The following is a 12,044-nucleotide window of genomic DNA, read 5'->3' on the forward strand; positions in this document are numbered from 1 at the left end:
TACTCCTGGGTGGTGGTGGGGGCCACCGGCGTGCCGGCCCCCGGGGGGGCCGATTACGCCGGCGGGGGCCGGGGGGGGGCCCCGGGCGCGCCGCCGTCGAGCCGTTCTCAGGACCGCTGCTCGGCGGCCTCGAACTCCACCGCTGTTCTGATCGCGATGCCGTCGAGGATGTCGTGCTCCGAGACCACGACCTCCGAAGCCCCCACCCGCTCCATGATCGCGAGCAGCACCAGCGCGCCCGCGCCGATCACGTCGACCCGCCCCGGGTGCATCACCGGGATCGCCGCGCGCTCGGCGTGCGTCAGCGTCAGCATCCGCGCGCTGATCTCGCGAACCTTCTCGTACGGGATCCGGGAGTGGTGGATCGCCGCCGAGTCGTACTCCGTCAGGCCCAGTGCGATCGCGGCGACCGTGGTCACCGAACCGGCCAGCCCCACCAGGGTGCGCGCCGCGCCCAGCGGGACGCTGTCGGCGGCCATGTCCAGCGCCGCCTCGATGTCGGCCCGTATCGCCTTGACTTGCGCCTCGGTCGGCGGGTCGGTGAGGACCCCGTCCACCATCAGGTGGCGCTCGGTCATCCGGACGCAGCCCACGTCGACCGAGCGGGCGGCCTCGACGTGCTCCCCGCCGACCACGAACTCCGTCGAGCCGCCGCCGATGTCCACCACCAGGAAGGGGCGCTCCAGGTCGCTGCGGCCCGTCAGCTCCAAGGTGGCGCCGGTGAAGGAGAACTCCGCCTCCTGATCACCGGAGATCACGATGGGCTCGACGCCCAGGATGTCCACGACCCCCCGGACGAACTCGTCGCGGTTCTCGGCGTCCCGGGACGCCGAGGTCGCCACGAAGCTCACCCGCTCCGGGGGGACGCCGTGCCGCGCGATGATCTCCTCGTAGGCGCGGCAGGCCGCGAAGGTGCGGGCCAGTGCCTCGGGGGCCAGCCGCCCGGTGCGGTCCACTCCCTGGCCGAGGCGGACGACGGTCATCCGGCGGTCCAGCTCGACGAGCTCACCGGTGGCCGGATCGCAGTCCGCGACGAGCAGACGGATGGAGTTCGTACCGCAGTCGATGCCCGCGACCCGGGTCACGCGTCGCTCCCCTGGGCGGCCTCGGGCTGCGCCCCGCCCCCGCACGGGGTGACGCAGGCGCCCTTGGCCCACCACTCGGGCAGCATCGCCAGGGCCTCGTCGCCGAAGGGGTTCACGCCGGGGCCCGCGGCGAGCGAGTGGCCGACGAGGACGTGCAGGCACTTGACCCGGTCCGGCATGCCGCCGGCGCTCGGGAAGCCCTGGAGCACCTCGATGGCGTCGCGGCGGGTGATGTAGTCCTCGTGCGCGGCCCGGTAGGCGTCGGCCAGCTCCGGGTCCACGGCCAGCCGGGCCTGCATCTCCTTCATCACGCCGTTGGCCTCCAGCGTGCCGATCGCACCGGCGGCGCGCGGGCAGGTCAGGTAGTACAGCGTCGGGAAGGGCGTGCCGTCGGGCAGCCGGGGGGCGGTCTCCACCACGTCCGGCTGCCCGCAGGGGCAGCGGTGCGCGATGGCGCGCAGCCCGCGCGGCGGGCGGCCGAGCTGCTGCTGGAACGCCTCGATGTCGGCGGCGGTCGGCTCGGTCCGGTCGGTTTGGGGCGGGGGCGTCTGCATGCCTGGAGGAAGTCTCTTCGTTCTCGTGGATGGGCTCGTGCGTGGGTCGGTACTCAGTCGCCCGGGCGGTCGGCCTTGTCGACGCCGTCCCAGACGTTGGAGTACCAGGGCCGGTCGGTGGCGGCCTGTCCGCTGCGGCGGTGCTCGGCGGCCTCGGCCCCCGGGTCGTTCATGATGTAGCTGATCTCCCCCGGCCGGACGAAGTGCAGGTGCTTGCGCGCCTGCTGCTCCGCGTACGCGTTGTCCTGCCAGCGGGCCTTCTCGTCGCGCAGGCGTTCCAGCCGCTCCCGCGCGGCGGCGGCGGCCTTCTGCTGCTGTGCGATCTCCGAGCGCTGGGAGACATACTGGCGCATCGGATAGGCGAGGGCGACGACCAGGGTACAGAGGACGAGGACGAGCAGGGCGGCCCGGCCGGTGAGCCGGCTGCGGCGGACCTGGCGGCGGGACTGGGAGCGGTAGACGTGCGCCGCGGTCCGCTCGCCCAGCTGCTTGAGCCTGGTCGCGGTGGAGAACGTGGCGAACCGGTCCCGGTTCCCGGCCATTGATCCGCCTCCCCTGTACACGCGCTACGCAATACGTCCCCGCACACGGTACGGGACCGAGTGCGGGGACGTAGGGAGGCTTGCGCCCCGAAGGCCGTTCAGCCGGTGATCGGCCGGAGATCAGCCCTTGCCGTGCCTACTGGCCCGCGGGGCGGAACCGCGGGAAGGCGGAGCGGCCGGCGTACACCGCGGCGTCGTCGAGGATCTCCTCGATGCGCAGCAGCTGGTTGTACTTGGCGACGCGGTCCGAGCGGGCCGGGGCGCCGGTCTTGATCTGGCCGCAGTTCACGGCGACCGCGAGGTCGGCGATGGTGACGTCCTCGGTCTCGCCGGAGCGGTGCGACATCATGCACTTGAAGCCGTTGCGCTGGGCCATCTCGACGGCGTCGAGGGTCTCGGTCAGCGAACCGATCTGGTTCACCTTGACGAGCAGGGCGTTGGCGGAGCCCTCCTCGATGCCGCGGGCCAGACGCTCCGGGTTGGTGACGAAGAGGTCGTCGCCGACGATCTGGACCCTGGAGCCCAGCTTGTCGGTGAGGGTCTTCCAGCCGGCCCAGTCGTCTTCGTACAGCGGGTCCTCGATGGACACGAGCGGGTACGCGGAGACGAGCTCCTCGTAGTACTCGGTCATCTCGGCGGCCGAGCGGGACTGGCCCTCGAACTCGTACTTGCCGTCCTTGTAGAACTCGGACGCGGCGACGTCGAGCGCGAGCGCGATGTCTCGGCCCGGGACGTAGCCGGCCTGCTTGATGGCCTCGACGATGAGGTCGAGCGCGGCGCGGTTCGACTCCAGGTTCGGCGCGAAGCCGCCCTCGTCGCCCAGGCCCGTGGAGAGGCCCTTGTTGTGCAGGACCTTCTTGAGGGTGTGGTAGACCTCGGCACCCCAGCGAAGGGCCTCGGAGAAGGACTCCGCGCCGATCGGGGCGATCATGAATTCCTGGATGTCGACGTTGGAGTCGGCGTGCGACCCACCGTTGAGGATGTTCATCATCGGAACGGGCAGCAGGTGCGCGTTCGGACCGCCGAGGTAGCGGAAGAGCGGGAGGTCCGAGGCCTCGGACGCGGCGTGCGCGACGGCGAGGGAGACACCCAGGATGGCGTTGGCGCCGAGGGAGGCCTTGTTCTCGGTGGCGTCCAGGTCGATCATGGCCTGGTCGATCAGGCGCTGCTCGGTGGCGTCGTAGCCGACGAGCTCCGGGCCGAGCTGCTCGATGACGGCGAGGACGGCCTTCTCGACGCCCTTGCCCATGTAACGGTCGGGGTCACCGTCACGGAGCTCTACTGCTTCGAATGCACCGGTGGAGGCGCCGGACGGGACTGCAGCACGGCCGGTGCTGCCATCGTCGAGGCCCACCTCGACCTCGACCGTGGGGTTGCCTCGGGAGTCCAGGATTTCCCGGGCTACGACGACGTCGATGGACGGCACGAGCATCTCCTTCTGGGATGTGACGCTGAGTGTGCGGTGGCGTGTCAGGCCGTGGGATGGCCTTGCCGCTTAGAGCCTAACCGGATCCGGGCACTCGGCCGTCCGACCGCCCGGGTCCTGGGACGAAAAAGGGCCTGAATGCCCCTCTTACGGGACATAGGGCCCTTGATCATCAGGGTTTCCCGGCCTGTCTTCGGCCCGGACCCGGCACACAGCACCGCCCGGCGCGAAGGGGGTTGCGCGCCGGGCGGTGGGAGTTCTGCGTGGTGCGGACGGCGGCCTCGCCGCCGTTACCGCGGGATTCAGCTGAGCTTCAGCTTCTGGCCCGGGAAGATCAGGTCGGCGTCCGAGACGATGTCCTTGTTGAGCTCGAAGAGCTTCTCCCAGCCGCCGGAGACGTTGTTCGCCGCGGCGATGTTGCCCAGCGTGTCGCCGGACTTGACCTCGTAGGAGCCGTTGCCCGTCTTGGGGGCCTCGGTCTTCGGCGCGGCGGCCGGGCGCTCGGAGCGGGTGGTCGGGGCCTCGGAGCGCTTGGTCTCCTTCTTCGGCTCGGCCTTCTTCTCCTGCTTCTTCGGCTCGGCCTTCGGCTTGGGGGTGTCGGTGGCCCCGCCCGTGTAGGACGAGTTCGACAGGCCCACGCCACAGGACGGCCAGGCGCCCTTGCCCTGGCCCTTGAGGACCTTCTCGGCGATGGCTATCTGCTGCGACTTGGAGGCCTGGTTGGCCTGCGCGGCGTACGTCTTGCCGCCGTAAGCGGCCCACGTGGAGGACGAGAACTGCAGGCCGCCGTAGTAGCCGTTGCCCGTGTTGATGGACCAGTTGCCACCGGACTCGCACGAGGCGACGCGGTCCCACTCGGAAGCGGTCGCGGCGGAAGCGGTGCCCGCGGCCATCAGCGGCGCCGCGACGGCGACACCCGCGACACCCGCGAGCGTCACGATGCGGACGGCCTTGGAACCGCGACGGTGCTTGCCCTTGCCGGAAATCAGCATGGAGTTCTCCTCACCGACGCCTACGAGGTGAGCTGTCGGGTTCGGGCGAGTGAGTGCCCGGCCGAGCGACCTAGCGCTCGACTTAACCCCTAGCCGGTTCCTTGACCGTCTCTCAACGGCCGGTTCCGGCGCCTACCTTGGTTCCCCCGCTCCTGCCTTCGGCGCTTTACGCGACGAGTGTTCCCTCCGTCCGCCGGCAGGATTCGGCGATGCGGTCGAAGGAGCCCGCGGTGGCGGGCGACTCAGAAGGTAGACAGGTCTCTCCCCGATGTTCAACGAGGGACATCGGGGAGAAACGGGTCTACTTGCACTCTTACCGCCGACGTTTGCGCAGGTCGGAGCGGGGTTTGCGGAACCCTTCGGACCGGACACGCCAGTTGACCGGAAGAGACACATGTCTCACTTACAGAAAACGGACAATCAACTGTTTCCGGGCGCTCTAACTGCCCTTATTAGTCGGTTAGATCCAGATTCTGACCGGGCTTGATGAAATCGGCGTTCTCTCCGATGACCTGCTCGTTGGCCTCGTAGAGGGCGTTCCAGCCGCCCTTCACACCCTTGGCGTCCGCGATCGCGGCCAGGCTGTCGCCCGCCTGCACCGTGTACGTCGGGTCCGACGCGGCATCAGGTGCGAGGAGCGTCTCGACGGCGGCCGGGCCGCGGTGCTTCCCGCCCCCCTCGGCCGCGCCGGCCGCCGGGGCGGCCGGGTCGGCGGGAGCTCCGGGAACCGCGGGGGCCGACGGATCCACCGGCGCGACGGGTGCGAGGGGAGCCGTCGGGTCCGCCGGGTTCGCCGGCGCCGTCGGGTCCGCTGGCACCGTGGGCGCGGTGGGATCCACGGGCACCGTCGGGTCCGTGAGCGGGGGCGTGGGGACCGTGGGGCTCGTCGGAGCCGTCGGGTCGCCCGGGAGCCCGGGGGGCGCCGTCGGAAGGTCCGGGTCGGGCATGACGGGCAGTCCGCTGGGCGCCCCGAGCGGGTAGTCCGGCAGCAGGAAGGACGGCGAGGCGGCCGGAGCCGGGACGACGGGCGTCGGCGCCCCGAAGTCCGTGGACGGCGTATCCGTCCCGAGGTAGGGCACGGAGTCGTCCGGGCGGGACGGGGCGGGCGCGGGGGACGCGGCGCCCTTGGGCAGGCCCGGATCCACCTCGGCGGCGGGCGCCTGCTGCGTCAGTCCGGCCGGCACCCCGCACAGCGGCCACGCCTGGGGGCCCTGGGAGGCGAGCACCCGCTCGGCCACCGCTATCTGCTGGGAACGGCTGGCGAGGTCGGCGCGCACGGCGAAGTCGTGCCCGCCGGCGTTCTGCCACTGCTCCTGGGTGAACTGCAGCCCGCCGTAGGACCCGCTGCCGAAGTTCGCGCTCCATGTGCCGCCGCTCTCGCATTCGGCGACTTTGTCCCATGTGGAGGTCTCGGCCGCGCTCGCGCCGGTGGCGGCGAGCAGCGGCAGGGCCAGCGCGGAGCCGGCGACTCCGGCGGTGACGACAAGTGCGGGCACTTGTCGGGGACGTCTGTGGCGGCCGTTCCCGGAACGCATGAGGCTGCACCTTTCGCATAACGGCGGGGTAACGGCAGAACCTAGCGGCCTTCGAACGCCTGTCACAAGTTCGGCCGTGAACTGACTTCCGGTCAGCCTGGTTTGGGATGCTTTGGTGGGTGAAGCGCCGGGTCGCAGGTCTCGGAGCGGTGCGGCCCGAGATCGGCCGGTCCGGCAGGCCGGGGCAACACGGCTACGGTCGGAACGTGCACGAAGACGCCTCCACCGCCCCGCCGCCCCCTCTCTTCGACTGGGAGTTCGCGACCGACCCGTACCCGGCCTACGCCTGGCTGCGCGAGCACGCGCCCGTGCACCGCACCAAGCTCCCCAGCGGGGTCGACGCGTGGCTGGTCACCCGCTACGCGGACGCCCGCCAGGCCCTCGCGGACCAGCGGCTCAGCAAGAACCCGGTCCACCACGCGGGATCGGCGCACGCCAAGGGCAAGACCGGGATCCCCGGGGAGCGCAAGGCGGAGCTGATGACGCACCTGCTCAACATCGACCCGCCGGACCACACCCGGCTCCGGCGGCTGGTGTCGAAGGCGTTCACCCCGCGCCGGGTCGCCGAGTTCACCGGGCGCGTCCAGGAGCTGACGGATCAGCTCATCGACGGCTTCGCGGAGAAGGGGGAGGCGGACCTCATCCACGAGTTCGCCTTCCCGCTCCCCATCTACGCCATCTGCGAGATGCTCGGAGTGCCGCGGGAGGACCAGGACGACTTCCGCGACTGGGCCGGGATGATGATCCGGCACGCCGGCGGCCCGCGCGGCGGCGTGGCACGATCGGTCAAGCAGATCCGCGGCTACCTCGTCGAGCTGATCCACCGCAAGCGCGACGACCTGGGCGACGACCTGATCTCCGGACTGATCCGGGCGAGCGACCACGGCGAACACCTCACCGAGAACGAGGCCGCCGCGATGTGCTTCGTACTGCTGTTCGCCGGCTTCGAAACCACGATCAACCTCATCGGCAACGGCACCTACGCCCTCCTGCGCAACCCGGACCAGCGCGAGCGCCTCCAGGCCTCCCTCGCCGCCGGAGAGAGCGGCCTGCTGGAAACGGGCATCGAGGAGCTGCTGCGCTACGACGGCCCCGTGGAGATGGCCACTTGGCGCTACGCGACGGAGCCGCTGACCCTGGGCGGCCAGGACATCCCGGCCGGCGACCCCGTCCTCGTCGTCCTCGCCGCCGCCGACCGCGACCCGGAACGGTTCGCCGATCCGGACGCGCTCGACCTCTCGAGGAGCGACAACCAGCACCTCGGATACGGCCACGGAATCCACTACTGCCTGGGAGCACCCCTGGCCCGGCTGGAGGGCCAGACGGCCCTCGCCGCGCTGCTGACCCGGCTGCCCGACCTGGAACTCGCCGCGGATCCCTCGGAGCTGCGCTGGCGCGGCGGTCTCATCATGCGGGGCCTGCGCACCCTGCCGGTCCGCTTCACCCCCGAGTCCCGGCCCCGGGCATGACGGGCCCCTGACCGCGTCCCGACCGTAACCCATAACCCCCTATGGGTGGTTCGTCGCGGCTGTCCGCAGATCACCCCTGGCTTGACCTCACGTTCCCCGGCATTCCTACTTTCGGTTTTGTGGATGTGAGGATCTTGAAAAGCAGCTTCGCGGTGGTGGAGAGACGGGCCGAGCACGCGGTCAAGTTCTTCTACTCCCACCTCTTCTGGCACAACCCCGCAATCCGTGAGCTCTTCCCGGCCTCCCCCGAGGACATGGAACGGCAGCGGGACCGGCTCTTCGCCGCGCTCACCCATGTGATCGCCCATCTGGAGAACGAGACGCTCGTCCCCTATCTGCGCGACCTCGGCCGCGACCACCGCAAGTTCCTCGCGGGCCCCGAGCACTACGCGGCGGTCGGCTCCAGCCTGCTCGCCGCTCTCGCCGCGACCTCCGGCGAAGCCTGGACCCCGACGGTCGAAAAGGCCTGGTCCGAGGCCTACCAGGTGATCGCCGACGCGATGACGGCCGGCGCCGCCGCCAGCGAGGACCCGCCCTGGTGGGACGCCGAGGTCGTCCGCCACCTGCTGTACGGGGAGGACATAGGCGTCCTGACCCTGCGCCCCCACGTCCCCTTCCACCACCTCCCCGGCCAGTACACGAGCGTGAGCAGCGACCGGGTCCCGAGGATCTGGCGCACCTATTCCATCGGGAACGCTCCGCGCCCCGACGGGACGGTGGACCTGCACGTCAGCCGCATCGAGAACGGCCGCCTCAGCACCTGCCTGGTCCGCGAGACACGACCCGGGGACGGTGTCCGACTCGGCGCGGCCGGCGGTCAGCTGACCTTCCGGCGCGAGGACCGCCCGGCCACCTTCATAGCCGCCGGCACCGGCTGGGCGCCGGTCCGCGCCATGCTGGAGAACCTGGCGGAGCATCCCCCCGATCAGGACGTACGGCTCTTCGTGGTCGCGCGGGACGCCGCGCACCTCTACGACCGGCCGCTCATAGACGGGTACGCGGCCGAGTTCGGCTGGCTGGGCGTCACCTACATCACCCCCGCCCCCGGGCAGCACCGCAACGAGGCCACCGCCCGCCTCGCGACGGCACTCGGCAACCGCGCGCTCTGGCCCGACCAGGACGTCTACCTCAGCGGTCCACCGCAGTTCACCGAGGAGACCGCGCACCTCCTGGAGGAACTCGGCGCCGCCCCCGACCGGATCTTCCACGACTCCGTACCTGCCGGTGGCGCGGCCCACGGCGACGGAAGCAGCCGGCCGACGGGATTCGGGGAGTGGTTCCTGAACCGGCCCGCCCCGCACTGGCACAACCCGTCGGGCCGCGCGCCCCGCCCGAACTAGACCCGCCGGTAGACCCGCCCGTACCGGCCCCGCCGGCACTGGTGCGCGAACCGCCGCCGAAGGCTACTCGCCGACGCCTTCCGCCGCACGGATCGCGTCCCGGTAGGCCCGGGCGGCCACGCGCAGCGCGGTTTCGGGATCGGTCCCCGCCGCCTCGGCGCGCGCCGCCAGTTCCAGCAGCTCGTACCCGACGCCCTCGCCGCGCGGGAGGTCCACGGCCACACCGCCCGTGCGGACCCGGCCGGCGAGCTTGGCCGCGAGCGCGAGACCCGGCTGGCCCAGCGGAATCCCGTCGGTCACCGACTCCCGCTGCTTCTCCACCTGCTTGGTGCGCCGCCAGTGCGCGCGGACGTCCTCGGCGGTCTCCGCCGTGGCATCACCGAAGACGTGCGGATGCCGGTGGATCAGCTTCTCGACGAGCGCTCCGGCCACGTCGTCGATGGAGAACGGCTCGTCCTCTTCTCCGGGTCCGCCCTCCTGCGCGATGCGCGCGTGGAAGACCACCTGGAGCAGGACGTCGCCGAGTTCCTCGCGCAGTGCGTGACGGTCCCCGGTCTCGATGGCCTCGACCAGCTCGTACGCCTCCTCGATCGCGTACTTCACCAGTCCCTCGTGCGTCTGCTCCGAGGTCCAGGGGCATTCGCGGCGGACCCGGTCCATCACCTGGACGAGGTCGAGCAGCCGCGCACCCGGAAGGTCGTACGAGCCCGGCAGCAGTTCCAGGTCCGGCATGGCGACGCGGCCCGAGCCTGCGAAGCGGGCCAGCCCGTCGGTGAGCCGCCGGTCACCCTCGCCGCTCAGCAGGACCACGACCGTGTGCCCGCCGGCGCACTCCTCGATCAGCGCCTGCGCGTCCGGGGCCTCGTGGAAGACGACGACGCCCGCCTCGCGCAGGTACGGCAGCTGGACGTGGCCGGTGTCGGCGCACACCACCCGGTCCGCGGCGTGCAGGGTCTGCCAGGCGGGCCACGACAGCACGCCGGGGGCGACCCGGTGGCTGGTGGTCAGCAGGACGATGCGGCCGGTGGGCTCGGAGGGAACGTCGTCAGTCACCCTCCGAACCTACCGCTGCGCGCCCGGCTCAGGCCCCGGCGGGGGGCTGCTCGGGCCGGGTGACCTGGGTGATCCAGGGGGTCTCGCTCTCGCCGAGGGTGATCCGCTGGGGATCCCAGGCGCCGTAGCGAGGGTTGACCTGGATGCCGAGCTTGGACGCGGCCTTGGAGGCCGGCTCGGCGACCTTGCCCTCGCCGTACTTGGCGTTCAGCTTGCGGAAGAGCACCTGGTCCCGGACCCAGCGGTCGATCTGGTCGGGGGCGATGGCGGCCTTGGCCAGGACGGCCTCCTCGAACGCCTCGGCCCCGCGGTTGCCCTCGTCGTAGGCCTTGCGCTCGTCCTGCAGTTCCTTGGGGGTGACCGTGAGGCCGGCGTCCTTCGCCATCCGGTCCAGGAGACGGCTCTGGAGCATGCTGCTGAGCTTGACCCGGTCCAGCTGCGGGATGGCCGCGATCAGCTCGGCGGAGTGTTCGGAACGGTTCTGCGCGCTGCGGACGTCGTTCACCTGGGCCTGGACCGCGGAGGTGGTGATCCGTTCGCCGCCGATCACGGCCGCGGTACCGGGGCGCGCTTCGCCCGAGCACGCGGACAGCAGAGGGGCCGCCACGAGCAGGGCGGCGGAGACGGAGAGCGCTGTGCGACGGTGCAAAGGAGCCTCCAGGGCCGGGAGATTGTGCGTCGGTGCACAAGGGCCGTGCGATGATCGATGTTATGCAGTCAGGGTGACCAGAGCCACCGGTTCGACCAACGATTCCGGGGGTGTTGAGGTGCTGCGCCGTTCGCACCGGCGCCCCCCGGCCCCACGCCGGTCGCCCGGCGGTGCCATGGTCGGCCCACCATGTCGACACCGCACCGCTCCGCGCCCGCCCCGAGTCCGACCGGACTGACCCCTGACGACGGAAAGACCGGGCCCGCCGCGCTGCGGCCGGCCCGGTCTTCACGCCGGGTGTTACTTGACCGGGTTCATGCAGAGGACGAACTTCTCCTGCTCCCACTGCTGTGCGAGGGCGGCCTCGCTGATCTCGCCGCAGGCATTGACGTCGAAGGTGTTGTCGACGACCTTGACGACCTTGTAATTGGCGTCCTTGTCGCCGCACTCCTTCGTCGACACCGTGGGGTCGGTCTCGCTGCCGGTCACCTGAACACAGTCGCCGGCCTCGGCGTGCACGGGTGAGTTGAAGAAGTAGGAGATACCGACCTTCACCACGACGGCAACCACGATCAGCGCGAGCACCCTGAGGATCTTCATCCCCTTGCCGCCCTTCTTCGCGGACGGGGCGAAATCGACGGGCGGCGGGACCTGCTGCGGATCGACAGGGTGCGGCGGAGGCGGGGTGGCCATGGGTGTCCTCTAAGACGATTGAGTGATCGAACGCGCGTACGCTACACGCCTCGGTCATACCCAAAACGGACCAACGGCCTCCGCTCCCCAATGAGATGCAGAGTCGTGATCGGCCACCGCGACCCCGTCGCGGGCCGGGACGTACGAAGGGACCGGCCCGGCCGCGATGCGGCCGGGCCGGTCCCTTCGTGTGCGGTCTCCCTCAGGACGGGAGAGCGGAGCTACTCGGACGACTTGGCGGTGAATTCACACTTGTAGGCGTAATCGGGATCGCCGACCGACCAGAGCAGCCGGATCTCGTCATCGCTCCCGCCCACCGACAAGTCAAAACCGCGTTCCCCCAGATAGAGGCTCAGCTCTTGCGGCGAGACGCCTTCGACGGCGCGGGCCAGCCGCCACGTCCCGCTCCCGGAGGCGAGCTCCGGCTTGGTCCCCACTCCCTTGAAGTCGACGGGGAAATCCTTGGCCGTGAACGTGTGGTCCTTGCTCACATCGATGCTCGCCCCGCAGTCGCCGATCCAGCGACCGACCAATTGGTCTTCGGTGACACGGGGCGCGGCGGAAGAACCGAAGACCCCGCAAGCCGTCACAGCCAACAGAGCCGCACACGCGCCAACCACGCCGAACCCTCGCTTGCCGATACTCACGATAAAACCCCTTAGCGTTCTGTACTTGGCGCGCGGGCGGCCCTCCGAGAATCCCCCGG

12 protein-coding genes and 1 riboswitch are annotated in these 12,044 nt (G+C 70.8%); of the genes, 2 read left to right on the forward strand and 10 right to left on the reverse strand.

Annotated elements, in window-relative coordinates:
- Positions 1 to 107: 107 nt before the first annotated feature.
- From ACFWBY_RS00330 to ACFWBY_RS00355, 6 genes are all read right to left on the reverse strand, one after another.
- On the reverse strand, positions 108 to 1,085 hold the full coding sequence (locus ACFWBY_RS00330; protein ID WP_385344585.1) for an exopolyphosphatase: 978 nt from the start codon (positions 1,083 to 1,085) through the stop codon (positions 108 to 110).
- Positions 1,082 to 1,639 (reverse strand): DUF501 domain-containing protein, encoded by a 558-nt coding sequence (locus ACFWBY_RS00335; protein WP_385344582.1) that lies wholly within the window; start codon positions 1,637 to 1,639, stop codon positions 1,082 to 1,084. Before ACFWBY_RS00335 ends, ACFWBY_RS00330 begins: the two co-directional genes overlap by 4 nt.
- Positions 1,640 to 1,692: 53 nt before the next feature.
- A complete protein-coding gene (locus ACFWBY_RS00340; protein ID WP_385344579.1) occupies positions 1,693 to 2,181 on the reverse strand; it encodes a septum formation initiator family protein in 489 nt (162 codons plus the stop codon).
- 136 nt (positions 2,182 to 2,317) lie between these two features.
- Positions 2,318 to 3,613: a phosphopyruvate hydratase gene (gene eno / locus ACFWBY_RS00345; protein WP_385344576.1), complete on the reverse strand. Its 1,296-nt coding sequence runs from the start codon at positions 3,611 to 3,613 to the stop codon at positions 2,318 to 2,320.
- Positions 3,614 to 3,909: 296 nt separating this feature from the next.
- A complete protein-coding gene (locus tag ACFWBY_RS00350; protein ID WP_385344573.1) occupies positions 3,910 to 4,599 on the reverse strand; it encodes a transglycosylase family protein in 690 nt (229 codons plus the stop codon).
- Positions 4,600 to 4,601: 2 nt separating this feature from the next.
- Positions 4,602 to 4,773: riboswitch (cyclic di-AMP (ydaO/yuaA leader) on the reverse strand.
- A gap of 278 nt (positions 4,774 to 5,051) precedes the next feature.
- On the reverse strand, positions 5,052 to 6,095 hold the full coding sequence (locus ACFWBY_RS00355) for a transglycosylase family protein (RefSeq protein WP_385344570.1): 1,044 nt from the start codon (positions 6,093 to 6,095) through the stop codon (positions 5,052 to 5,054).
- A 245-nt stretch (positions 6,096 to 6,340) separates the two neighbouring features.
- On the opposite strand from ACFWBY_RS00355, the gene ACFWBY_RS00360 reads away from it, so the two are divergent.
- Positions 6,341 to 7,603 (forward strand): cytochrome P450, encoded by a 1,263-nt coding sequence (locus tag ACFWBY_RS00360; RefSeq protein ID WP_385344567.1) that lies wholly within the window; start codon positions 6,341 to 6,343, stop codon positions 7,601 to 7,603.
- 125 nt (positions 7,604 to 7,728) lie between these two features.
- Entirely contained in the window at positions 7,729 to 8,943 is a 1,215-nt protein-coding gene (locus ACFWBY_RS00365) for a globin domain-containing protein (protein WP_385344564.1), read from the forward strand.
- Positions 8,944 to 9,006: 63 nt separating this feature from the next.
- Here the strand turns inward: ACFWBY_RS00365 and ACFWBY_RS00370 are convergent, their stop codons facing one another.
- From ACFWBY_RS00370 to ACFWBY_RS00385, 4 genes are all read right to left on the reverse strand, one after another.
- Positions 9,007 to 9,996, reverse strand: a complete 990-nt coding sequence (locus ACFWBY_RS00370; RefSeq protein ID WP_385344561.1) for a nucleoside triphosphate pyrophosphohydrolase — start codon at positions 9,994 to 9,996, stop codon at positions 9,007 to 9,009.
- A gap of 28 nt (positions 9,997 to 10,024) precedes the next feature.
- Positions 10,025 to 10,645, reverse strand: coding sequence for a SurA N-terminal domain-containing protein (locus tag ACFWBY_RS00375; protein ID WP_385344558.1), 621 nt, complete (start codon positions 10,643 to 10,645; stop codon positions 10,025 to 10,027).
- Between the two features lie 300 nt (positions 10,646 to 10,945).
- Positions 10,946 to 11,338 carry a hypothetical protein gene (locus tag ACFWBY_RS00380; RefSeq protein WP_385344555.1) on the reverse strand — a complete coding sequence of 131 codons (393 nt, stop codon included), beginning with the start codon at positions 11,336 to 11,338 and terminating at the stop codon, positions 10,946 to 10,948.
- Positions 11,339 to 11,559: 221 nt separating this feature from the next.
- On the reverse strand, positions 11,560 to 11,985 hold the full coding sequence (locus ACFWBY_RS00385) for a hypothetical protein (RefSeq protein ID WP_385334671.1): 426 nt from the start codon (positions 11,983 to 11,985) through the stop codon (positions 11,560 to 11,562).
- Positions 11,986 to 12,044 lie beyond the last annotated feature (59 nt).

The organism is Streptomyces sp. NPDC060049 (assembly GCF_042736715.1).
Taxonomy (GTDB): Bacteria; Actinomycetota; Actinomycetes; order Streptomycetales; family Streptomycetaceae; genus Streptomyces.